Annotated in this window: 19 protein-coding genes; 10 read left to right on the forward strand and 9 right to left on the reverse strand. The window is 70.2% G+C overall.

The window, feature by feature from the left end:
• Positions 1 to 322: 322 nt before the first annotated feature.
• Complete coding sequence (locus ACH34W_RS46170) at positions 323 to 979, reverse strand: FMN reductase (protein WP_395967597.1); 657 nt, start codon at positions 977 to 979, stop codon at positions 323 to 325.
• Positions 976 to 2,094 (reverse strand): LLM class flavin-dependent oxidoreductase, encoded by a 1,119-nt coding sequence (locus tag ACH34W_RS46175; protein WP_395967598.1) that lies wholly within the window; start codon positions 2,092 to 2,094, stop codon positions 976 to 978. The genes ACH34W_RS46170 and ACH34W_RS46175 overlap by 4 nt, the downstream gene beginning before the upstream one ends.
• 173 nt (positions 2,095 to 2,267) lie before the next feature.
• Here ACH34W_RS46175 and ACH34W_RS46180 point away from each other — a divergent pair, with 173 nt between their 5' ends.
• On the forward strand, positions 2,268 to 3,200 hold the full coding sequence (locus ACH34W_RS46180; protein ID WP_395967599.1) for an FAD-dependent oxidoreductase: 933 nt from the start codon (positions 2,268 to 2,270) through the stop codon (positions 3,198 to 3,200).
• A gap of 29 nt (positions 3,201 to 3,229) precedes the next feature.
• Here ACH34W_RS46180 and ACH34W_RS46185 read toward each other — a convergent pair whose 3' ends face one another.
• A complete protein-coding gene (locus ACH34W_RS46185; RefSeq protein ID WP_395967600.1) occupies positions 3,230 to 3,673 on the reverse strand; it encodes a hypothetical protein in 444 nt (147 codons plus the stop codon).
• Between the two features lie 188 nt (positions 3,674 to 3,861).
• Here ACH34W_RS46185 and ACH34W_RS46190 point away from each other — a divergent pair, with 188 nt between their 5' ends.
• The 7 genes from ACH34W_RS46190 to ACH34W_RS46220 all read left to right on the forward strand — a co-directional run bounded on the left by ACH34W_RS46190 (position 3,862) and on the right by ACH34W_RS46220 (position 14,325).
• Positions 3,862 to 4,215: a YciI family protein gene (locus ACH34W_RS46190; protein WP_395967601.1), complete on the forward strand. Its 354-nt coding sequence runs from the start codon at positions 3,862 to 3,864 to the stop codon at positions 4,213 to 4,215.
• Between the two features lie 34 nt (positions 4,216 to 4,249).
• Complete coding sequence (locus ACH34W_RS46195; RefSeq protein WP_395967602.1) at positions 4,250 to 5,488, forward strand: RNA polymerase sigma factor; 1,239 nt, start codon at positions 4,250 to 4,252, stop codon at positions 5,486 to 5,488.
• Positions 5,489 to 5,923: 435 nt separating this feature from the next.
• Complete coding sequence (locus ACH34W_RS46200; RefSeq protein WP_395967603.1) at positions 5,924 to 11,971, forward strand: SDR family NAD(P)-dependent oxidoreductase; 6,048 nt, start codon at positions 5,924 to 5,926, stop codon at positions 11,969 to 11,971.
• Positions 11,968 to 12,402, forward strand: coding sequence for an acyl-CoA thioesterase (locus ACH34W_RS46205; RefSeq protein WP_395967604.1), 435 nt, complete (start codon positions 11,968 to 11,970; stop codon positions 12,400 to 12,402). Before ACH34W_RS46200 ends, ACH34W_RS46205 begins: the two co-directional genes overlap by 4 nt.
• A gap of 14 nt (positions 12,403 to 12,416) precedes the next feature.
• Positions 12,417 to 13,223, forward strand: coding sequence for a class I SAM-dependent methyltransferase (locus tag ACH34W_RS46210; RefSeq protein WP_395967605.1), 807 nt, complete (start codon positions 12,417 to 12,419; stop codon positions 13,221 to 13,223).
• A gap of 97 nt (positions 13,224 to 13,320) precedes the next feature.
• Positions 13,321 to 13,761 carry a hypothetical protein gene (locus tag ACH34W_RS46215; RefSeq protein WP_395967606.1) on the forward strand — a complete coding sequence of 147 codons (441 nt, stop codon included), beginning with the start codon at positions 13,321 to 13,323 and terminating at the stop codon, positions 13,759 to 13,761.
• Positions 13,762 to 13,962: 201 nt separating this feature from the next.
• Positions 13,963 to 14,325, forward strand: coding sequence for a cupin domain-containing protein (locus ACH34W_RS46220; RefSeq protein ID WP_395967607.1), 363 nt, complete (start codon positions 13,963 to 13,965; stop codon positions 14,323 to 14,325).
• A gap of 206 nt (positions 14,326 to 14,531) precedes the next feature.
• Here ACH34W_RS46220 and ACH34W_RS46225 read toward each other — a convergent pair whose 3' ends face one another.
• The 3 genes from ACH34W_RS46225 to ACH34W_RS46235 form a co-directional block, all read right to left on the reverse strand.
• Entirely contained in the window at positions 14,532 to 14,966 is a 435-nt protein-coding gene (locus ACH34W_RS46225) for a hypothetical protein (RefSeq protein WP_395967608.1), read from the reverse strand.
• A gap of 237 nt (positions 14,967 to 15,203) precedes the next feature.
• Positions 15,204 to 16,067 carry an acyl-CoA thioesterase II gene (gene tesB, locus ACH34W_RS46230; protein ID WP_395967609.1) on the reverse strand — a complete coding sequence of 288 codons (864 nt, stop codon included), beginning with the start codon at positions 16,065 to 16,067 and terminating at the stop codon, positions 15,204 to 15,206.
• A gap of 60 nt (positions 16,068 to 16,127) precedes the next feature.
• Positions 16,128 to 18,203 (reverse strand): ATP-dependent DNA helicase UvrD2, encoded by a 2,076-nt coding sequence (locus ACH34W_RS46235; protein ID WP_395967610.1) that lies wholly within the window; start codon positions 18,201 to 18,203, stop codon positions 16,128 to 16,130.
• 139 nt (positions 18,204 to 18,342) lie between these two features.
• On the opposite strand from ACH34W_RS46235, the gene ACH34W_RS46240 reads away from it, so the two are divergent.
• On the forward strand, positions 18,343 to 18,630 hold the full coding sequence (locus ACH34W_RS46240; protein WP_395967611.1) for a mycoredoxin: 288 nt from the start codon (positions 18,343 to 18,345) through the stop codon (positions 18,628 to 18,630).
• 100 nt (positions 18,631 to 18,730) lie between these two features.
• Here ACH34W_RS46240 and nudC read toward each other — a convergent pair whose 3' ends face one another.
• Both nudC and ACH34W_RS46250 read right to left on the reverse strand, forming a co-directional pair.
• Positions 18,731 to 19,645: an NAD(+) diphosphatase gene (gene nudC / locus ACH34W_RS46245; RefSeq protein ID WP_395967612.1), complete on the reverse strand. Its 915-nt coding sequence runs from the start codon at positions 19,643 to 19,645 to the stop codon at positions 18,731 to 18,733.
• A 29-nt stretch (positions 19,646 to 19,674) separates the two neighbouring features.
• Positions 19,675 to 21,057: a dipeptidase gene (locus tag ACH34W_RS46250; RefSeq protein ID WP_395967613.1), complete on the reverse strand. Its 1,383-nt coding sequence runs from the start codon at positions 21,055 to 21,057 to the stop codon at positions 19,675 to 19,677.
• An 89-nt stretch (positions 21,058 to 21,146) separates the two neighbouring features.
• On the opposite strand from ACH34W_RS46250, the gene ACH34W_RS46255 reads away from it, so the two are divergent.
• Positions 21,147 to 21,428, forward strand: coding sequence for a DUF4031 domain-containing protein (locus ACH34W_RS46255; RefSeq protein WP_395967614.1), 282 nt, complete (start codon positions 21,147 to 21,149; stop codon positions 21,426 to 21,428).
• Here ACH34W_RS46255 and ACH34W_RS46260 read toward each other — a convergent pair.
• Positions 21,409 to 22,017, reverse strand: coding sequence for a metal-dependent phosphohydrolase (locus ACH34W_RS46260; protein ID WP_395967615.1), 609 nt, complete (start codon positions 22,015 to 22,017; stop codon positions 21,409 to 21,411). The two genes, ACH34W_RS46255 and ACH34W_RS46260, sit on opposite strands and share 20 nt — an antisense overlap.
• Between the last annotated feature and the right edge of the window lie 10 nt (positions 22,018 to 22,027).

Here is a 22,027-nt window from a genome sequence, read left to right on the forward strand (position 1 = left end):
CCACCTCTCTGGCTCCTCGGGGCCGGACGCCCGGATACAAGATCCACCGGCGTCGGCCGTTTGATTGCTCGCGTCGAGCGTACGGGGACTGGCGCAAATCAATCAAGGTATTTTTGACCTGCGGTTTTGTGGGTGAGTTCACCCCGTTCGGATGAAACCGATCTTGCTCCGCCGGCGTCGAACCTCTGATGGGAACTCTGCCGACGAGGCCCGACCGGACTACCCGGAACGCCCCGCGCCTCCCATACTCCCTCAAAAGGTCCAGTTGATCAAAGGGCGGACGAGGGCACCCCAGGGCCACTCCTGGCCAGAGCCCTCGAGGTCACTGGCCGGCCAGCAGCCGTTCAAACGGGATCACGTCGTCATACGGGTCAGCCCCGGCATCGGAGGCCGCGTCGGACGCCGCATCGGAGTCCGCGCCGTGCGCGCGTCCGGCGATCAGTCCGGCGAGCTCAGCGCCGGCGCGGTCCACGCGTTCGACCAAGTCCCCGGCGCTCTCACCGGCAGCGCCCCAGTCTGCGGTGGCCGCGAAAACCGCGGTGGGCACCACGAGCGACCGCAGGTAGGCGAACATCGGCCGCACGGCGAACTCCAGCGCGAGCGAGTGCCGCGCCGTTCCGCCCGTCGCGCCGATCAGCACCGGCTTGCCCTCCAGCGACCCGGGCTCCAGAACGTCGAAGAACGTCTTGAAGAGCCCGCTGTACGAGGCGTTGAACACCGGCGTCACCGCGATCAGCCCGTCGGCGCCCACGACGCGTTCGACCGCGCCGCGAAGCTCACCCGTGGGGAACCCGGTGAGCAGATTGTTGGTGAGGTCATGCGCGTGATCGCGCAGCGCCACGTGCACGACCTCGGTCTCCTCACCGCCAGTGGCACCGGCGCCCAGGGACCGTACGGTCGCCGCCGCCAGCCGGTCGGCGAGCAGACGCGTGGACGACGGGTCGCGCAGACCCGCGGAGATGACGGCCAGCGTGCTCATCGGTTCGCCTGCGTCTTCTTCGTGTCGTTCGCCTTCTTCGCGTCGTTCGCCGCCACCAGCTCCAGATGACTGGGGGCGCTGGCAGGGACGTGACTGGGCCGCAGGGCCTCGAACTCCTTGCGCAGCACCGGCACGACCTCCTCGCCGAGCAGATCGAGCTGCTCCAGCACGGTCTTGAGCGGCAACCCGGCGTGGTCCATCAGGAACAACTGCCGTTGGTAGTCGCCGAAGTAGTCCCGGAACTGCAGGGTCCGCTCGATGACCTCCTGGGGGCTCCCCACGGTCAGCGGCGTCTCCCGCGTGAACTCCTCCAGAGAGGGCCCGTGCCCGTACACCGGGGCGTTGTCGAAGTACGGGCGGAACTCCTTGATCGCGTCCTGGGAGTTCTTGCGCATGAAGACCTGGCCGCCGAGCCCGACGATCGCCTGGTCGGCCGAGCCGTGCCCGTAGTGCTCGTACCGCCGCCGGTAGAGCTGGATCAGCCGCTGGAAGTGCTCCTTCGGCCAGAAGATGTGGTTGGCGAAGAACCCGTCGCCGTAGTACGCGGCCTGCTCGGCGATCTCCGGGCTCCGGATCGAGCCGTGCCAGACGAACGGCGGCGCCCCGTCCAGCGGCCGCGGCGTCGAGGTGAAGCCCTGCAGCGGCGTACGGAACTTGCCCTCCCAGTCCACGACGTCCTCACGCCACAACCGGTGCAGAAGGTGGTAGTTCTCGATCGCCAGCGGGATGCCCTGCCGGATGTCCTGCCCGAACCACGGATAGACGGGGCCGGTGTTGCCGCGGCCCATCATCAGGTCCACGCGCCCGTCCGCCAGGTGCTGCAACATGGCGAAGTCCTCGGCGATCTTCACCGGGTCGTTCGTCGTGATCAGCGTGGTGGACGTCGACAGGATCAGGCGTTCGGTCTGCGCCGCGATGTAGCCCAGCATCGTGGTCGGCGACGACGGCACGAACGGCGGGTTGTGGTGCTCGCCGGTCGCGAACACGTCCAGGCCGACCTCTTCGGCCTTCGTGGCGATCGTCACCATCGCCTTGATCCGCTCGGCCTCCGTCGGCGTCCGCCCCGTCGTCGGGTCGGTCGTCACGTCCCCCACGGAGAAGATCCCGAACTGCATGGCGGCCCTCCAGTTAGTAGAACTTTCAACCAACCCGTCGAACCTCAGGGTACACCCACCTATTCCCGGCCCATTCCCGGCATTTCTGGCATGGCTCACGACCTGCCCGGTTTACAGCTCGATGTCGCCCGTACACCTTTTCAACGACGGCACCGGCACGCGATGATCACTGCATGACCAAGGTGCTCGTCGTCGGTGCGGGGGTGATCGGGCTCACCTGCGCCGTGCGGCTGGCGGAGGCCGGCCACAAGGTGCAAGTGGTGGCGCGCGATCTCCCCACCGAAACGACCTCCTCCGTGGCGGCCGCGCTTTGGTATCCCTATCTCGCCTTCCCCAAGGAACGGGTCACGGCATGGTCGGCCGCCTCGTACAACGACTTCCTCAAGCTCGCTGAGATCCCCGAGACCGGCGTACAGATCCGCCGCGGCAGCGAGCTCCTCATGGAGCCTCAGCCAAACCCATGGTGGAGCTCGGCCGTCCCCGGCTTCGAGCGCCTCCCGGCCCCTCAGCCTCCCTACGCCGACGGCTGGAGCTTCGAGTCACCGGTGATCGACATGGCCGTCTACCTGCCTTGGCTGCACGCTCACCTGGAGTCGCTCGGCGGAGAGGTGACCCGCCGCTCCCTGTCCGCCCTCCCGCAGGACGCGCCGCTCGTCGTCAACTGCTCCGGCCTCGGCGCCCGCGACCTCGCCGCGGATTCCTCCCTCGCGCCAGTACGCGGCCAGGTCGTCGTGCTGGAGCAGTTCGGCCTGAACGAGTGGTGGCTCGACGACAACGACCCGGAACTCCCCTGCTACGTCATCCCCCGCATCGACGACATCGTCGTCGGCGGCACCGCCCACCGCGGCGACTGGAATCCCGATCCGGACGCCGAGACCGCCCAGGCGATCCTGTCCCGTGCCGAACGCATGGTCCCCGCCCTGGCAGGCGCCCGCGTCCTCCGCCACAAGGTCGGTCTCCGTCCCGCCCGCCCGACCGTCCGCCTGGACATGGAACGATCCGAGGCAGGCCGCATCGTGCACTGCTATGGCCACGGCGGCGCCGGCGTGACCCTCTCCTGGGGCTGCGCCGCCGAAGTGACCGACCTGATCGCCACCACGGAATAACGCGATGACCTCACCGGCCGAGCGCCGCGTCAGCGTTGAGTTTCGTAGCGTCGTACGAGCACCTCGACATTGCGCGCGTACATGGGGAACGCCCGCCGCCGCTCCTCGATGTGAGGCAGCGCCTTCTCGTACGAGAACGGGATGCTCGGGAAGAGGCTCATGACGTCGTGGAGGGAGACGAGCCGCCGGTCCACGAGGAAGCCGACCAGCTCCGCCTGGTTGAGAACATCGCCGATCGCATTTCGATCGGCGATGCTCATCTGGTCCACATCGTCGAACTCACCGCCCTTGAGCCGCCTTCGCGTCCGGTTGAGCTCGGATGCGTTCCACGCCTTGTGGATCGCCAGCAGCGCAGTGACCGCCCTGGTCCGCCTGGCCTCCCGCACCTGACGCGCGGTATAGATCAGGGCCGCAGTCACGGTGACGGCACCCGACATCGAACTGATCGCGCTGACGGCGTCCCATGCGCTCATCGACCACTCCCGGGGGGCTAGTACCGGTTAGAAGTGGGCGAGAGCGGCGAGGTTCCGTCGACTGGCCAAAGTCCGGTCCGGAGATTTTTCGGGAGAGTGTCGATCGGGGCATCGCTCGTTCGACGCAAGGATGAGAGGCGGGGACGTGAAAAAGGTAACGGGGCCCCGTCCGGACCGAAGGAGCCAGCATGCCGCGATTCATGACGCTGATCCGTCTCGACGAGAACGCCGAGTACGAGCCGCCGGGACCGGAGTTCGACGAGCGGATGGCCGCGCTGTACGAGGAGATCACGAAGGCCGGGGTCATGCTCGACACGGCCGGGCTCGCCAAGACCGGGGAGGGGACGCGGGTCACCTGGAACGACGGGAAGGTGGGGTACACCGACGGGCCCTTCACCGAGAGCAAGGAGGTCATCGGCGGGTACTCGATCATCCAGGCCAAGGACAAGGCCGAGGCCCTGGAGTGGACCAAGCGGTTCCTGGAGATCCACCCGTCGCACTGGCGCGTCAGCGCGGAGGTCCGGGAGATCACCGAAGGCTGATCCTTGCCCGGCCCGCACGTGGCTGCTCTGATGGGTGGTCGTGACGGCGAGCGAGACGATTGAGACGGTCTTCCGGATCGAGTCCGCGCGGATCATCGCCGGTGTCGCCCGCATCGTGCGGGACGTGGGCATCGCCGAGGAGCTCGCGCAGGACGCGCTGGTCGCCGCGCTGGAGCAGTGGCCAGAGTCGGGCGTTCCGGACAAGCCGGGCGCCTGGCTCATGGCCACGGCGAAACATCGCGCAATCGACCTCGTACGGCGCAAGGAGACCTACGCGCGCAAGCTGGCGGAGGTCGGCCGGACGCTGGAGGACGTGCCGCCGCCCGAGCCGGTCGAGGCCGACGACATCGACGACGATCTGCTGCGATTGATCTTCACCGCGTGCCATCCGGTGTTGTCCACGGAGGGCCGGATCGCGTTGACCTTGCGGCTGCTGGGCGGGTTGACCACCGAGGAGATCGCGCGGGCCTTCCTGACCTCCGAGCCCACGGCGGCGCAGCGCATCGTCCGCGCCAAACGCGCCCTCGCCAAGGCCGGCGTCCCGTTCGAGGTCCCGTACGGCGAAGACCGGGCGACCCGCCTCTCCTCCGTCCTCGAGGTCATCTACCTGATCTTCAACGAGGGCTACTCCGCGACGGCCGGCGATGATCTGGTGCGTCCGGCGTTGTGCGAGGACGCGCTCCGGCTGGCCCGCGTCCTGGCGGGCCTGATGCCCAAGGAGCCCGAGGTCCATGGCCTGGCCGCGCTGCTGGAGATCCAGGCCTCCCGCATCGCCGCCCGGACCGGACCGGACGGCGAGCCGGTGCTCCTCGCCGACCAGAACCGCGCCAAGTGGAACCGCCTCCTCATCCGCCGCGGCATCGAGGCACTTCGGCACGCGGGCACGGGCCCGTACTCCGTCCAGGCCGCGATCGCCGCATGCCACGCGCAGGCCGTCCGGTACGAGGACACGGACTGGAAGACGATCGCCGCACTGTACGGCCGCCTCGTCGCCCTGACCCCCTCCCCAGTGATCGAACTCAACCGTGCCGTGGCCGTCTCCATGGCGGAGGGCCCCGCCGCCGCCCTGGAGATCGTGGACACCCTCTCGGACGCCCCGGCCATGAGGAACTACCACCTGTTGCCAAGCGTGCGCGGAGACCTCCTCGAACGCCTGGGCCGCCTGGACGAGGCCCGCACCGAGTACGAGAGAGCCGCCGCCCTCACCCGCAACGAACGCGAGAAGAAACTCCTCCTGGCCCGCGCCGCCCGCTCGAACTCGAACTCGGGATAAAGACGGGTCCACTCCCGCCGACGCGCCGCAGTACTGATTTTATGGACTGCGGCGCATCCCCGCCCCGGGTGGCATTGCCGAATCCGTTCCGTTCACGGTCCGCTCAAAGCCGGTCACATAATCGATATGGAGTGCAATTCCTTTGCAGCTGTCGCTGGCGAGATTCGCCAGCGTCAAATGACGCTCAGCTGCACGTCTGTGGCGGTCCGTGAATCTACGATCGAACGCTTGACGACAGCCAAAGACACTCCCTACAGTCGAGTAACTTAGAACGATCTTGACTTGGAAGAGGCAGAGTCGGCCGCCTCTTCCAGAATGGTCAATCGGCCGCTTTGCGCATTTCCCCACCCGAATGGGCCCGCCGTTCATTTGGCATGCCCGCATTCCGGTGCGGATAGGCGCGCGAAGGGCCGCTGCCGCTTCATGGGGGTTCATGTGGTTTCTCGTATCGCGATCGTCGGCATGGCGTGCCGGTTCCCTGACGCCGCGACGCCGGACGAACTGTGGGACAACGTGCTGGCGGGGCGCCGGTCGTTCCGGCGGATCCCGTCCCAGCGCATCCGGCTGGAGGACTACTACAACGCCGACCGCGCTTCGGCCGACCACATCTACATCACCGAGGCCGCGCTGCTGCGCGACTGGGAGTTCGACCGGATGCGCTTCAAGGTCGCCGGGTCCACCTTCCGCAACGCGGACCTGACCCACTGGCTCGCACTGGAGACCGCCGCCGAGGCGCTGGCCGACGCGGGCCTGCCCGAGGGGCGCGGTGCGCCCGGCCAGTCCACCGGCGTCGTCGTCGGGAACTCGCTGACCGGCGAGGGGATCCGCGCGGCGCAGATGCGGCTGCGCTGGCCGTACGTGCGCCGCGTCGTCGCCGACGCGCTGAAGGACGACGTCGCCGGTGACCGGCTCGCGGCGCTGCTGGCCGAGCTGGAGCACTCCTACAAGGCGCCGTTCCCGGTGCCGGACGGCGACTCGCTGGCGGGCGGGCTGTCCAACACGATCGCGGGCCGCATCTGCAACCACTTCGACTTCAACGGCGGCGGCTACGTCGTGGACGGCGCGTGCGCCTCGTCCCTGCTGTCGGTGATCACGGCCTGCAACGCGCTGCTGTCCGGGGACATGGATCTCGCCGTGGCGGGCGGCGTGGACATCAGCGTGGACGCCACCGAGCTGATCGGCTTCTCCCGCGCGGGCGCGCTCGCGATCGAGGAGATGCGGGTGTACGACCAGCGCTCTGCCGGGTTCTGGCCTGGCGAGGGCTGCGGCATGGTGGTCCTGATGCGCGAGGAGGACGCGGTGGCCCGGGGGCACCGCGTCCACGGGTTCATCGACGGGTGGGGCGTCTCGTCGGACGGCGCGGGCGGCATCACCCGCCCGGAGACCGACGGGCAGCGGCTCGCGCTGGACCGCGCGTACCGCCGCGCCGGGTTCGGCCCGGGCGACGTCGCCTACTTCGAGGGGCACGGCACGGGCACCGCCGTCGGCGACGCCGCAGAGCTGGAGACGCTGATCGAGGCGCGCCGCGCCGCCGGCTCGGACACGCCGCCCGCGGTCGTCGGCTCGATCAAGGCGAACATCGGGCACACCAAGGCCGCGGCGGGCGTCGCGGGCCTGATCAAGGCGGTGAAGGCGGTCGGCGCGGGCGTGCTGCCGCCCACCACCGGCTGCGAGCGCCCGCATCCGCTGCTGGACGAGGGCGCGGACGCGCTGCGCGTGCTGCGGAAGGGCGAGGCCTGGCCGGACGGGGCGCCGCTGCGCGCCGGCGTCAGCGCGATGGGCTTCGGCGGCATCAACACGCACATGGTCGTGGAGGCGGCGAGGGCACGCCGCCGGACACGTGTCGACAACCGCACCCGGTCGATGCTGAACTCCCCGCAGGACGTGGAGCTGTTCGTCCTGGACGCCGACTCGCCCGCCGCGCTCGCCCAGAGCGCCACCGCGCTCGTGCCCGTCGCGGAGGCCGCCGCGCGTTCCGAGCTGCCCGACCTCGCCGCGTACCTGGCCGGGCGGCTCGCCCGCCGACCGTGGCGCGCGGCCGTCGTGGCGGACACCCCGGCGAAGCTGGCCACGGCGCTGCGCCGCGTCGCCGAGCTGGCGACCGGAGAGCTCTCGCAGGACGGAAAGCTCGCCGAGGATGCAAAGCTCTCGGAGAACGGGAAGCTCTCGGAGAACGGGAAGCTCTCGGAGAACGGGAAGCTCTCGGAGAACGGGAAGCTCTCGGAGAACGGAAAGCTCTCGGAGAACGGGAAGCTCGCCGCCAACGGGGACCTCGCGAAGGACAAGGAGCCCGTGAGGCACGGGGAGCCCGCGGAAGGCAGGGACCTCGCGAAGGATGGGGGCGTGCCGCAGCGGCACATCGACCCGGCGTCCGGCGTGTTCGTCGGCGGGCCGGGCGAGCTGCCCCGGATCGTCTACCTGTTCCCGGGCCAGGGCTCGGGCACCCGTTCGGACGGCGGGGCGCTGCGGCGCCGGTTCGAGGCCGTGGACGAGCTGTACGAGACGGCCGCGCTGCCGACCGGCGGCGACCAGGTGGAGACGGCGGTGGCGCAGCCGCGCATCGCGACCGCTTCCGTCGCCGGGCTGCGGATGCTCACCGGGCTGGGCGTGGAGGCGCAGGCCGCCGTCGGCCACAGCCTCGGCGAGATCACCGCGCTGCACTGGGCGGACGCCTTCGACGAGGCCGCGCTGCTGCGGATCGCCACGGCGCGCGGCGCCACGATGAGCGAGCTGGCCGAGGACGGCGGCGCGATGGCGGGGATCTCCGCCGACGCTGCGACGGTCGCCGAACTGCTAGCCGAGCAGGACAACGGCGTCGTCATCGCGGGCCACAACGGACCGCGGCAGACCGTCGTGTCCGGCCCGTCCGCCGGGCTGCTGCGGGTCATCGGCCGCGCCACCCGGGCGGGTCTCCAGGCGGTGCGGCTGCCGGTGTCGCATGCGTTCCACTCGCCCCTGGTCGCCCCCGCCGCCGAGGCGTTCGCCGGGCACCTGAAGGGCGAGGCACTGGCGCCTGTCCGCCGCCGGGTGGTCTCGACGGTGACGGGCGAGCCGGTCGCGTCCGGCACCGAGGAGGGCCTGCGGGAGCTGCTGCGCGCGCAGATCACCGCCCCTGTCCTGTTCACCCAGGCGCTCGCCGCGGCGGCACGGAACGCGGACCTGCTGATCGAGGTCGGCCCCGGCCAGGTCCTCACCCACCTCGCCCGCGAGATCACGGACGTACCGGCCGTCGCCACCCGTACCGACGAGGACACCCTCACCGGCCTGCTGGGCGTGCTCGGCGCAGCGTTCGCCGTGGGCGCGAACGTCGAGGTCGCCGAGCTGTTCGCCGAACGGCTGATCCGGCCGTTCGACCCGGATGCCGAGCCGGGCTTCATCGCCAACCTCTGCGAGATCGTCCCGGAGGTGGACGCGGCGCTGCTGGCCGACGCGTCCGCGCGGGCCGCCGTCACCGCGGGCGGCGCGCCCGCCGGTGAGGCCGTGGACGCCGCGGACATCGAGGACCCGCTGCTGCTCTTGCGCACGCTCGTCGCCCGCCGCGCCGAGTTCCCGCTGGAGACCGTCCAGGCCGACAGCAAGTTCCTCGACGACCTGCACCTCAGCTCCATCGTCGTGTCGGAGCTGGTCGGCGAGGCGATGCGCACGCTCGACCTGAACGAGCCCACCGCGCCGACCGGGTACGCGACCGCGACACTCGGCCAGGTCGCCGAGACGCTGCAGGAGCTGGTCGAGACGGGCGCCACGGGAACGGAGGACGCCGAGACGGCCGCCGCACGCATCGTCCCTCCGGGCGTCGGGCCATGGGTCCGCGCGTTCGCGCTCGACCGCCGCGCGGCGCCCGCGCCCGCCCGGACCGCGCCGCGCGCCCAAGGCGCCTGGCAGGTCGTCGGCGACCACCCCGCCGCCGGGGCGCTGCGCGAGGAGCTGGAGTCGGCACAGCTCGGCGACGGCGTCCTGGTGATCGTTCCGTCCGGGCGGGACGAGCGGCTCGCGACGCTGCGGTCTGGTGCCGAAGCCGTCCTCGCCGCCAAGCTCGTTTCAGGAAGGGACGTGAAGCGCTGCGTCCTCGTCCAGGAGGAGCCGGGCGCCGCCGGTTTCGCCAAGACGCTGCATCTGGAGGCGCCCTGGGTGGCCACGACCGTGGTCACCGCCGCCCTGGACGACCCGGCGACACCCAAGTTGCTCGCCGCTGAGGCCTCCGCGACCGATCGGTTCCGCGAGGTGGAGCATGACGGCGGCGTCCGCCGTGAGCCCGTTCTCTCGCCCGTCGAGCTGGACGGCATCGACCTGCCCCTCGGTCCCGGCGACGTGCTGCTCGTCACCGGCGGGGGCAAGGGCATCTCCGCCGAGTGTGCCCTGATGCTCGCCCGGAGGAGCGGCGCTCGGCTCGTCCTGCTCGGGCGATCAGCGCCGGACGGGGACGCCGAGCTGGCCGCCAACCTCGAACGTATGGACGCCGCCGGGGTCACCGCACGCTACCTGCGCGCCGACGTCACCGACGCGGCCCGCGTCGCCGAGGTCGTCGCGGCGGCGGAGGCGGAGTTCGGGCCGGTCACCGCCGTCCTGCACGGCGCGGGCGGCAACGTCCCCAAGCTGCTGGAGGAGCTGACCGACGAGGACTACGCCCGCACGATCGACCCGAAGGTCGCCGGCCTGGAGGCGGTGCTCGCCGCCGTCGACACCGCGCGGCTGCGGCTCGTCGTCACGTTCGGCAGCATGACCGGGCGCGCCGGGCTGCGCGGTGAGGCCCACTACGCAGTTGCGAACGAATGGCAGAGCGACCTCGTCGAACGGCTCGCTGCCGAGCTGCCGCACTGCCGCTTCCGCGCGGTCGAGTGGTCGTTGTGGTCCGGCGTCGGCATGGGCGAGCGGCTCGGCTCGGTCGAGAACCTGGCTCGCGCGGGCGTCACCACGATCACCCCCGACCAGGGCGTGAAGATCCTGTGCGACCTGGTCGCCGACCCCGCCGCCCCGGTCGTCGCCGTCGTCACCGGACGGTTCGGCGAGATGCCCACCGTGTCGTTCGGCGCGGGTGAGCTGCCGCTGCTGCGCTTCCTCGAACGGCCCCGCGTCACCTATCCGGGCATCGAGCTGGTCGCCGACGCCGACGTCAGCTGGGGCAGCGACCCCTATCTCGCCGAGCACGTGTTCGGCGGCGGGACCGAGGCCGTCCTGCCCGGCACCGTCGGCATGGAGATCATGGCGCAGGCCGCCGCGGCGCTGCTCGACCTCGACCCCGAGGCGGACGCGGCGCCCGTGCTGACCGGCGTGGAGTTCCTGCGGGCGATCGCCGTCCCCGAGGACACCACGGTCACCGTCCGGGTCGCAGCCCTGCGCACCGCTCCGGACCGCGTCGCCACCGTCGTCCGGTGCAGCACGACCAACTTCCAGGTGGAGCACTTCCGCGCGGTCTGCGAGCCGCCGGCCGCCAAGCCCAAGGGCTCGGGAGTCGTCCGGCAGGAGAACGCGGCGCTGCCACCCATGGCGATCGACCCGCAGACCGAGCTGTACGGGCCGATATTGTTCCACGGCCCGCGGTTCCGGCTGATGGGCGACATCCGCCGCGCGGACGCCTGGCACGTCACGGCACGGCTGCTGCCGGGCACCCGGGCGGACTGGTTCGGCCGCTACCTGCCGGGGCAGCTGCTGCTCGGCGACCCGGCGGCCCGCGACTCCTACATGCAGCCGCTCGTGCTGTGCGCCCCGACCGTCCTCGCGATCCCGGCGGGCGTCGACCGGCTCGTCCCGGGCCCGCACGCCGGCGCGACCCCCGCGTTCGTCCACGCCCGCTACCGGCGCGACGACACCTGCTGGGACATGGAGATCACCGACGAGGACGGCGAGCTGATCGAGACCTGGGAGGGGTTCCGGACCCGGATCGTCGAGAAGTTCCCGCTGCCCGGCGGATGGGTGCCCGCCCTGCTCGGCCCGTACGTCGAGCACGCGCTCGTCGAGTTCGGCCTGGCCGGGCGGGCGACGCTGGACACCGACCCGGCTGGCGCGTCCCGCCGCGAGGCCGCCGAACTGGCCGTCCGGCGGCTGCTCGGCGGCGACGTCACGCTGCGCCACCGCCCGGACGGCAGGCCCGAGCCGAGCACCGGCGACACCGTGTCGATCGCCCACAGCACCGGGATCACCCTCGCGACCACCACGCCCGGCTGTGACCTGGAGATCGTCACCGAACGGGGCCGGGACGTCTGGGCCGGGCTCCTCGGCACCGACGGGCTCGCCCTCACCGGGGCCCTCGTCGAGGCCCTGGAGGAGGACTTCGACACGGCCGCGACCCGCGTCTGGACCGCCGCGGAGTCCGCGGTCAAGGCCGGGCTGCCCGCTGGTACCGCGTTCACGCTCGACTCCGTTCACGAGGACGGCTGGGCCGTGCTCGCCGCGGGCGACGCGCGCGTGGCCACGCTCGCGGCCGGGATGCGGGGAGTCGCCGAGCCGGTCGTGCTGGGCGTCCTGACGAACAGGACCGCGACATGAGGGGCTATGAGTACCGGCACATCGTGACGATCGAGGACACCGACCTGCTGGGCAACGTCAACTACGTCAACTACATCAGCTGGCAGGGCCGCGCCCGCGAGCTGTGCATGCGGGAGTTCTCGCCGGACGTGGTGGCGGGGTTCGGTGACGGCGTCCGCCTGCTGACCGTCAGCTGCCAGTGCGAGTACCTGCGGGAGCTGACCGTCTTCGACGAGGTCATCGTGCGGATGTTCCTCGGCGAGGTGGGCCAGACGCAGATGACCATGACGTTCGAGTACTGGCGGCAGCGGCCCGACGGCGAGGAACTGGTCGCGACCGGCGAACAGCGCGTCGCCTGCGTCCAGCCCGACGAGCGCGGCCACATGAAGCCCGCCCGGATCCCCGAGTCGATGCGGCGCCTCATGGACGCCGTGTCGGCCGGCCGCCGCTGAGAGATGAGGATCGAATGAACGGTGTTTCCGCCACGGCCCGCTGGACAGCCGCCGCGCGCGCGGACGAGACCCGCCGCGACGACGCCCTGTTCACCGACGAGCTGGCCGGGGAGCTCGCCGGGCCGGAGGGCTTCGCGCGGTACGAGCGCTACGCCAACCCCGGGACGACTGAGTTCCTCGCCATCCGCACCCGCTACCTGGACGAGGTCATCGGCCGGTCCGCAGCCCTCACCCAGGTCGTCCTGGTCGCGGCGGGCCTGGACACTCGGTCGGTCCGGCTGGCCTGGCCTTCCGGGACCGTCCTGTACGAGCTGGACCACGCCGACCTCGTCGATTGGAAGGAGAAACGGCTTGCCGAATTGGGCGCCCGGCACGCCTGCGAGCGGCAGGCCATCGGCACGGACCTGACCGGACCGTGGGACGGGCTGCTCCGCGCCGCAGGCTGGGACTCGTCCGTCCCCACCCTGTGGATCGTCGAGGGCCTGCTGTTCTACCTACCTGAGGACGACGCCCGCACGCTCCTCGCGCGCCTCGCGTCTCTCTCCGCACCGGGCAGCGTGCTGGCCGGCGACCTGCTGAGCCACCAGTCCATGGTCAGCGAGTTCACCCAGGACGGCCTGCGCCGGCTCCACGAGGACGGCTGCCCGTGGTTGTGGGGCACCGACGATCCCGAGGACGTCCTGACCACGTCCGGCTGGACTGTGCAGGAGGTCAAGGTCCCTGGCGAGGACGGCGCATCTTTCGGCCGCTGGCCCTGGCCGCCGCTGCCCCGCGGCACCAAGGGCTTCCCAATGAACTTCCTGTTCACAACGTCGGTCTGAGCGCCGGCGGACCGGCGAAGTCAAGGCGCCGGGGCACCATTCGGGCTTGGCCCCCTGGAACCTTGGAGGAACACATGCGGCTGGACACCATTGCCGCATGATTCAGAAGACGGTGATCTCCGCCTCCCTCATGACCTGCGCCCTGTCGCTGGTCGCTGTCCCGGCCGCGCACGCCGACGACGCCGCTGCTCAGGCGCGCGGCACGTCCGGATCCGTCAACACCCGTGACAGCGGCGTGCCCGACGGCTCGGGATTCTTCTGGCACAACGGCAACGGTGCCCAGCCGAAGCACAAGTCCGTGATCATGGTCCGCGACAACAGGAAGGACGGCCAGTGGGTCAGGATCACACTGCTGCGGATCAAAAAGCCCTACAACGAGATCATCACGTCGCTCGAGAACAAGAGCGACAAGAAGATGAACAAGAAATACAAGGTCGTCAAGGTGAAGGATGGCACACGCGTCCGCCTGCGCGTCTGCCTGACCAACCGCGAAGGTGAGAAGACCCCCAGCTGCAAGCACAAGGACTTCACCGCCTGATCCACCCCACACGTAGACCGCCCCCGCCCAAAGCTGCGGGGGCGGTCGTGCCTGGGTCTGCCAGGCGGGCCGGCAGACGGGCCGGATTCGTGATCGCAGACGCGCGGGGCATGAGGGCGTATGCGCAGGTCAGTTCGGTTATGTTCCGCCACCGCCGGGTAGGGCCGGGAACGAGTCACTACGTACATCGGGGGGACGAGCATGGCTCAGATCGAGGTCAAGAATTTCCAGCGACCCGACGAAACGCGGGAGTTCGAAGGCAACGGCAAGGCCGATCTGGTGACGCTGGCCGGCAAGACGGTAGGCCGCGCGATCTTCGAGCCCGGATGGCGCTGGTCGAAGAACGTCAAGCCGATCGCCGGCACCGAACAGTGCGAGGTGTCGCATCTGGGCTTCTGCGTCTCAGGGCGCATGCGGATCTTCATGGCCGACGGCACGCAGAAGGAAGTCGCAGCCGGCGACGCCGTCGCCATCCCGCCCGGCCACGACGCCGAAGTGGTGGGCGACGAATCATGCGTCTTCGTCGACTTCGGAGAGATGTCCGAATACGCCAAGCGCACCTGACCGGCCGGTTCCTCAGCGGGCATGCCTGAAACCGTCACGGTGCACGTTGGAATGCACGGGGGGCTCGGCTGACCCCTCACCCGGTCAGCCGGCGGAGGCCGGGTCGCCCCCGGAACCGCTGACAAGGCGCCGGAATCCGCGTACTCGAAAGCGCCCCGTCCGCGGCTGACCGCGAACGGGGCGCTTTGGTACGGCGACTGCTCAACTCACTTCTTGCAGTACTTGCTCTTGCCGGAGATGTTGTGGATGGTCCAGCGGCCCGTCGAGAACTTCTTCTTCCCGTCGGTCTTGCCCTTGGTGGTCAGGCACTTGTACTGGTAAACCCATCCCTTGGTGCCGTGCTTCGCGCGGGCCTGGACGGTGGCGGGGATCCTCTTGCCCTTTGTGCAGTGATTGTTGAAGTAGACCGTGGTGGAGTTGTCGCCCTTCTTCCAGCTGAAGTTCACCCTCTTCTTGCCGCCCTTGCCCTTGCCGCAGTAGATGAAGTCCCTCTTCTGGATCTTCACGGTGTCCGTGACCGCCGCGGCCTTGGCGATGGGGGCGGCGGGAGCGGTGGGAGCGGCCAGCGCGCTCGGCGCGCTCAGCATGGCCAGGGCGATGCCGGCCGCGGCGGTGGTTCCGACGAGCTTGACGGTACGCATGGATTCCTTACATTCAGTACCGGGGAGCGGATGGACGTCGAATGCACATCGGAGCATGATCATGTGCAACGACAGTGAAATGCTCGCTGAACCCCTGTGGCGCCCGAAAGGGAGCAGGGTCCTAAACACATTCGGCTCACAACTGGTACCCAGGTACTAACACATAAGCGCCCGCTCCCATGCTGTAGGGAGCGGGCGCCGTTGGTGGATCCACCTTGCGGTCGACGTTTCTGCCTGTCAGGTGTCGGTTACTCGGATTAGGCCCTCTTGCATTACGGAGACGACCAGGTCGCCTTCGCGGGTGTAGACCTGGCCTCGGGCTAGGCCTCTGGCGCCGCCGGCGAAGGGGGTTTCTTGGTAGTAGAGGAGCCAGTCATCGGCTCGGAAGGGTTTGTGGAACCACATCGCGTGGTCGAGGCTGGCGCCCATTGTGCGCTTGTCGCCCCAGGCCAGGCCGTGGTTGAGGAGAACGGTGTCCAGAAGGGTCATGTCCGACGCGTACGTCATGAGGCAGACGTGCAGGAGGGGGTCGTCGGGGAGTTCGCCGTCGACTTTGAGCCAGACCTTGGACTCCGGGGTGGCGAGGGAGGTGTCTTTTGCGGCCTCCCAGGTGAGCGGGGTGGCGTGCCGGACGTCGAACGGGCGGCGGGCCACGAAGTCGGTGGCGAAGCGTTCACCGAAGAGGGGTGTCAGGCGGTCCTGGGCCAGCGGGATGCTCTCCGGGTCGGGCACGTCGGGCATGGGGGCCTGGTGGACTGGGCCGTCCTCGACGATCTGGAACGAGGCCGAGAGGCTGAAGATGGCCTTGCCGTGCTGGATGGCCAGGACGCGGCGGGTCGTGAACGAGCGGCCGTCGCGGACCCGGTCAACGGTGTAGACGATCGGCACCGAGGGGTCGCCGGGCCGGATGAAGTAGGCGTGGAGGGAGTGCACCGGCCGGTTGGGGGGCACGGTGCGGCCGGCGGCGACGAGGGCCTGGCCTGCCACTTGGCCGCCGAACACGCGCTGCTGGCGGTCCTCGGGGCTGCGCCCGCGGAAGATGTCGTTCTCGACCTGTTCGAGATCGAGGATGTCCAGCAACGCCTTCAGTGATTCCTTCACGCCGGCAAGTGTTGCAAATCGGAGGGTGTGGCGCGGCTCTCACCCCCTTGGTATGGGGTTTCAGGCGCGGCAGAGGGCCAGGACGGCCTCGCCATATTTGTCGAGCTTGATCTTGCCGACGCCCGGGATCTGGGCGAGGTCCTCCATGGACTCGGGGGTGCGCTCGGCGATGGCCTGGATGGTGGCGTCGGTGAAGACGACGTAGGCGGGGATCTTTTGGGCGGAAGAGGTTTCGGTGCGCCAGTCTTTGAGGGCTAGGAGGAGGCCCTCGTTGAGCTCGGCGGGGCAGTCTTCGCAGCGGCCCAGCTTGCGCTCGATCGCGGCGGTGAGGGGGCGGCCGCAGACGCGGCAGGGTTGCGGGCCCTTGCGGCCTGAACGTTTGGTGCGTTCGACGCGGGCCGGAGTCGGGGTGGCGGTCTTGGGGGTGAGGCCGTCGAGGAATCGGGACGGGCGCCGGTTGCGACGGCCTCCTGGAGAACGGGAAAGGGCCCAGGAGAGCGAGAGGTGCTCGCGTGCCCGGGTGATGCCGACATAGAGGAGGCGGCGTTCTTCTTCTATTTGTTCGGGTGTCTCGGCGTAGATGATCGGGAGCGTGCCCTCGGCCAGGCCGACCAGGAAGACGGCGTCCCACTCCAGGCCCTTGGCCGAGTGGAGGGAGGCCAGGGTGACGCCTTCGAGGGTGGGGGCGTGCTGGAGGGCGGCGCGTTCTTCCAGCTCGGCGACGAAGTCCGGCAGGCCGGCCTGGGGATTGTCGGCGGCCATGTCTTCGGCCAGCTGTGCCAGGGCGGCGAGGGACTCCCACTTTTCGCGGGCGGCGCCGGTGCCCTCGGGGGCCTCCTCGGTGAAGCCCGCGCCCCCGAGGACGTGCCGCACCGTCTGTATCAATCCGAGGCCGTCGGTCTCGGCGTCGGCACCGGCGCGGGCGGCGCCGCGCAGGCGGACGACGGCCTCGCGGACGGCGGGACGGTCGAAGAACCGCTCCGCGCCGCGCAGCACGTAGGGCACGCCCGCTGCGGCGAGGGCGGACTCGTAGGTCTCCGACTGCGCGTTGATCCGGTAGAGCACGGCGATCTCGCTGGCCGGCACGCCCTCGTCGATGAGCTTGCGGGCACGGCGGGCCATGTCGTCGGCCTCGGCGACCTCGTCGTCGTATTCGCTGAAGAGCGGCTCGGGGCCGTCCTGCCGCTGGGCGACCAGCTCCAGTTTGTGGCGGCGGGCGGTCTCGCTGCGGGACTGGCCGATCACCCCGTTGGCGAGCTGGACGACCTGCGGCGTCGAACGGTAGTCGCGCACCAGCTTGACCACCGTGGCGCCCGGGTGCTCGCGGGTGAAGCCGAGCAGGTGGTCGGGGCTGGCCCCGGTGAACGAATAGATCGTCTGGTTGGGGTCGCCCACCACGCACAGGTCGTCGCGGTCGCCCAGCCACGCGTCGAGCAGGAGCTTTTGCAGCGGGTTGACGTCTTGGAACTCGTCGACCACGAAGTAGCGGTATTGCTCGCGGACCTGGTTGGCGACGTCGCGGTTGTCGGTGAGGACGGCGACCGTCAGCTCCAGCATCCCCTCGAAGTCGAGGAGGTTGCGCTCGCGGCGGAGTTGCTCGTACATCGAATAGACCCGGGCCACGTCGACCACGTCGTTCGGCGCCTTGCGGGACGACCGGGCGACCGCGGCCGCGTAGTCTTCGGGGCGGGTCTGGGTGACCTTGGCCCACTCGATCTCCGCCGCGATGTCGCGCAGCTCGGTGCGGCCGAACGACAACCGGCAGGCCCGCGCCGCGTCCGCCACCACCGGGATCTTGGACTCGATGATCTTGGGCGTGTCGCCGCCGATGACGCGCGGCCAGAAGTACGACAGCTGCCGCAACGCCGCCGCGTGGAACGTGCGGGCCTGCACGCCGGGCGCGCCGAGACGGCGCAGCCGCCCGCGCAGCTCTCCGGCGGCACGAGTGGTGAACGTCACAGCGAGCACCCGCTGCGGCGCGACGACACCGGTCAGTGTGGCGTATGCGATGCGGTGGGTGATCGCCCGGGTCTTGCCGGTGCCGGCGCCCGCGAGCACGCAGACCGGCCCCTGAACGGCCTCAGCGACCGCCCGCTGCTCCGGATCAAGCCCCTCCAGAACCCCCTCAGCCTCCATGGCCCCATCCTTGCAGCCGCGAGGGACGGAATCGGCCTCCTGCGCCAACTGTGGATAACCTCTGGAATGCGACGCGGCCCCCGGATGTTGTGCTGGTCGGCCGCAGCACCCCAGAACTTTGACAGGAGAAGACGTACAGATGGCGACGCCGACCACCGAACAGGCCAGGGGCCCGATCGGCCAGCTCACCATGTACACCACGACCTGGTGCGGCTTCTGCCGTCGCCTCAAGAGCCAGCTGGCCCGCGACGGCATCCGCATGGCGGAGGTCGACATCGAGCGCGACCCGGCCGCCGCGGAGTACGTGATGAGCGTCAACGGCGGCAACCAGACCGTCCCCACCGTGACCCTGGTCGACCCGACCGGTGAGCAGCACGTCCTCACCAACCCGAGCGCCAAGACCGTCAAGCGACTGCTCGGCGTCTGAGACTGTCACAAGACCTATGGAGGCCCCCGCTGCGGCGGGGGTCTCCGTATGTCGAACGGCGGGCATGTCAGAACGGCGCCATGTCAGAACGGCGGGCATGTCAGAACGGCGGCATGTTCGGCAGCTCGCCTCCGTACCACCGCATGATCAACTGCGCCGCGATCGACAGCGGCCCGGGCGCGACGATCTGCCCAGCCTCGATCGCCGCGCGCAGCTCGTCCCTGGTGTACCAGGCCGCGTCCAGGATCTCCTCCGGGGCCGGCCGCAGTTCCAGGTCGCCGTACGCCCGCGCGAAGAAGCCGAGCATGAGGCTCTGCGGCAGCGGCCACGGCTGGCTGCCCAGGTAGCGGACGTCCCGTACGGCCAGCCCGACCTCTTCGCGCACCTCACGCGCGACCGCCTGCTCCAGCGACTCCCCCGGCTCGACGAAGCCTGCCAGGATCGAACGACGGTCCTCCGGCCACTGTGGCCCGCGGGCCAGCAGGATCCGCTCGTCGTCGTCCTGAACCAGCATGATCACGGCCGGGTCGACCCGCGGGAACTGCTCGGACCCGTCGGCCGGGCAGACCCGTACATGCCCTGCCGCCGCGAGCTCCGACGGCCCTCCGCAACGTGGGCAGAAGCGGTTGGTGGCGTGCCAGTGCTCCAGCGCGACCGCGTGCGTCAGCAGTCCCGAGTCCAGGTCTTCCAGCAACGCGCCGACCCGCCGGATCCCGGCCTTCTCGGCGCCCTCGATCACCGGCAGCGGCCCGGCGACGGCGACGGCGAAGTAGGCGATCCCGTCGTCGTCCACGCCCAGCAGATAACGGTCGCCGTCCGGCACGTCTGAGGGCGAGAGCAGCAGCAGGGCCGGGCCGCTTTCCACGCGGACGAGCGCCCGCCCCTGCTCGATCATCAGCACCCGGGTACGCGGGTCGGCCCACGCGGCCTCGACCCAGGCGTCATCCTTACGGCGTTCGGCGACCCGGTCGAGGGTGCCGCGCGCCAGGGCCAGCCACTGCAGTGTCTCGGACAAACGGCCTCCCCAAGAGCGGACAATCACGCCTAACGCAGCGCGGTCGCGAGCTCTTCCCACAGGTAGGCGGCCGCCTCGGCGCCCTTGAGCAGCAGTGGCATCTCGACCTTCTCGTTCGGCGCGTGGATCTGGTCGTCGTCCAGCCCGACGGCGACGAAGACCAGCGGCGCCTTCAGGATGTCGGCGAGGTCGGCCTCCGGGCCGCTGCCGCCCTCCCGGGTGAACAGGATCTCCTTGCCGAACGCCTTCTCCATCGCCCGCCGCGCCGCGCGTACGGCCGTGGAGTCGATCGGCGAGAAGCACGGCCGCACGCCGTCGGCGGCGATGTTCACCTCGCTCCGGATCCCGGCCGGGGTGTTCGCCGCCACGAACTCCTTGAACGCCTCCTGCACGGTGCGCGGCTCCTGTCCGGCCACCAGCCGGAACGAGATCTTCGCGTGCGCCTCACGCGGGACGATCGTCTTCCCGCCCGGTCCGGTGTGGCCGCCCCACATGCCGTTGACCTCGGCGGTCGGCCGCGCCCAGACGCGCTCCAGCGTGGTGTAGCCCTTCTCCCCGTACGCGGCGCCGCTGTTGCCGGCCGTCTTGAGCCACGCCGCCTCGTCGAACGGCAGCCGCGCGAACAGCTCGCGCTCCTCGGCCGTCAGCGGAACGACCCCGTCATAGAAGCCGGGCAGCGTGACCCGTCCGTCCTCGTCGTGCAGACCGGCCAAGAGGGAGGCCATCGCGTGCAGCGGGTTGGGGACGGCGCCGCCGAACGACCCGGAGTGCAGATCGATGTCCGGCCCGTACAGCGAGACGCTCACCTCCGTCAGGCCGCGCATCCCGGTGCACATGGAGGGGACGTCGGCGCTCCACATCGTCGTGTCGCTGATGACCACGGCGTCGCACGCCAGCCGATCCCGCCGTTCCTGGAGCAGCTCGGGGAAGTGCGCCGAGCCCGACTCCTCCTCGCCCTCGACCAGCAGCTTGATCGTCACAGGCGGGGCGGTGGCGCCGGACGCGGCGAGCCCGGCCGCGATCCCCAGCGTGTGGAAGAAGACCTGGCCCTTGTCGTCGGACGCCCCGCGCCCGTACAGCCGGTCGCCCTTCTCCACCGGGCTGAACGGATCGGTGTGCCATTCGGCGAGCGGCTCCACGGGCTGGACGTCGTGGTGCCCGTAGATGACCACCGCAGGCGCGTCCGGGTCGGCGGCCGGCCATTCGGCGAAGACCGCGGGCAGTCCGCCCGTCTCCCACACCTCGACCGTCGGGAAACCCTGCCCGCGCAGGTAACCGGCCAGCCACTCCGCCGAACGCCGTACATCCGCATGGTGCGCCGGATCCCCCGAGATCGAGGGGATCGCCAGCCACTCCTTGAGATCGGCGAAGAACCGCTCCCGGTTACCCTCGATATACGCCGCTACGTCCACGTTTCCCGTGCTCCCTTGCACATCGTTCCCCATGGCACTGTAGGGGATGGCACTGTAGGCGTTGGGCACACCTATCCCGGGAGTCCCCCTTGATCCTTATCGACCCGCCGCTGTGGCCCGCGCGCGGACGGGTGTGGTCACACATGGTCAGCGATGTCTCGTACGAGGAGCTGCACGTGTTCGCCCGGGCTCTGGGCGTGCCGCCGCGCGCGTTCGAACGCGACCACTACGACGTGCCCTCCCACCTGTACCAACAAGCCATCGACCTGGGCGCCGAGGCAGTCGGCTGCCAGGAGCTCGTCGCCCGCCTGATCCGGGCGGGCCTGCGCCACCGCAAGTTCACCGGCCCCGTCAGGCCCTCAACAGCATGAGCTCGGTCTCGATGTTGCGCCGGGCCACAGCCTCAAAACGTTCACGCGCCGGAGCGGTGTGGAAGAGCGCGGGCAACTCCAGCAGCCCCGCCAGCACGTCGGCCCGGCCGGGCTTGAAGAACTCGTCCGGCACGAACGCGTACTCCTCGCGGACGGCGGCGGCGTACGCGGCGTACCGCTCGGGATCGGAGCCGAGGATCGCCAGGTCGGCATCGCACAGCACCTGGCCGTTGCGGTCGCCGTCCTCGGGGGCGTGGGTCTCGGTGAGGACGATGAGACGTGACACTTCTGCGACGCGCTCGGGCGTGAGGTCGGTGTCGGTGAGCATGCGTTCCGCGAGCCGGGCGCTGCGTTCCTCGTTGTCGGCGCGCTCCGGGTCGTACACCGCGTCGTGGAACCATGCCGCCAGACGTACGGCGTCGGCGTCCGCCGCGTGGCCCGCCAGTTCGTCCACGAGATCCAGGACGGCGGTCAGGTGCTCACGGGTGTGGTAGCGGCGGTGGTCCTCGCCGTAGCGGGCAGCCAGTTCCTCGCCGATGTGCCGCGTCTGCGACCCAGCCAGTTCCATCCAGCGGTCGACAAGATCCATGCATCCATCC

This window comes from Actinomadura sp. 6N118, assembly GCF_044326415.1.
Lineage (GTDB): Bacteria > Actinomycetota > Actinomycetes > Streptosporangiales > Streptosporangiaceae > Spirillospora.

What these genes read in the sequence shown, in the direction of transcription:
- ACH34W_RS46235 (WP_395967610.1), bottom strand. Translation starts at nt 18,203, where the DNA reads ATGGAGGCTGAGGGGGTTCTGGAGGGGCTTGATCCGGAGCAGCGGGCG.
- ACH34W_RS46225 (WP_395967608.1), bottom strand. Translation starts at nt 14,966, where the DNA reads ATGCGTACCGTCAAGCTCGTCGGAACCACCGCCGCGGCCGGCATCGCC.
- ACH34W_RS46220 (WP_395967607.1), top strand. Translation starts at nt 13,963, where the DNA reads ATGGCTCAGATCGAGGTCAAGAATTTCCAGCGACCCGACGAAACGCGG.
- ACH34W_RS46180 (WP_395967599.1), top strand. Translation starts at nt 2,268, where the DNA reads ATGACCAAGGTGCTCGTCGTCGGTGCGGGGGTGATCGGGCTCACCTGC.
- ACH34W_RS46170 (WP_395967597.1), bottom strand. Translation starts at nt 979, where the DNA reads ATGAGCACGCTGGCCGTCATCTCCGCGGGTCTGCGCGACCCGTCGTCC.
- ACH34W_RS46190 (WP_395967601.1), top strand. Translation starts at nt 3,862, where the DNA reads ATGCCGCGATTCATGACGCTGATCCGTCTCGACGAGAACGCCGAGTAC.
- ACH34W_RS46260 (WP_395967615.1), bottom strand. Translation starts at nt 22,017, where the DNA reads ATGGATCTTGTCGACCGCTGGATGGAACTGGCTGGGTCGCAGACGCGG.
- ACH34W_RS46175 (WP_395967598.1), bottom strand. Translation starts at nt 2,094, where the DNA reads ATGCAGTTCGGGATCTTCTCCGTGGGGGACGTGACGACCGACCCGACG.
- ACH34W_RS46205 (WP_395967604.1), top strand. Translation starts at nt 11,968, where the DNA reads ATGAGGGGCTATGAGTACCGGCACATCGTGACGATCGAGGACACCGAC.
- ACH34W_RS46185 (WP_395967600.1), bottom strand. Translation starts at nt 3,673, where the DNA reads ATGAGCGCATGGGACGCCGTCAGCGCGATCAGTTCGATGTCGGGTGCC.
- ACH34W_RS46240 (WP_395967611.1), top strand. Translation starts at nt 18,343, where the DNA reads ATGGCGACGCCGACCACCGAACAGGCCAGGGGCCCGATCGGCCAGCTC.
- ACH34W_RS46210 (WP_395967605.1), top strand. Translation starts at nt 12,417, where the DNA reads ATGAACGGTGTTTCCGCCACGGCCCGCTGGACAGCCGCCGCGCGCGCG.
- ACH34W_RS46215 (WP_395967606.1), top strand. Translation starts at nt 13,321, where the DNA reads ATGATTCAGAAGACGGTGATCTCCGCCTCCCTCATGACCTGCGCCCTG.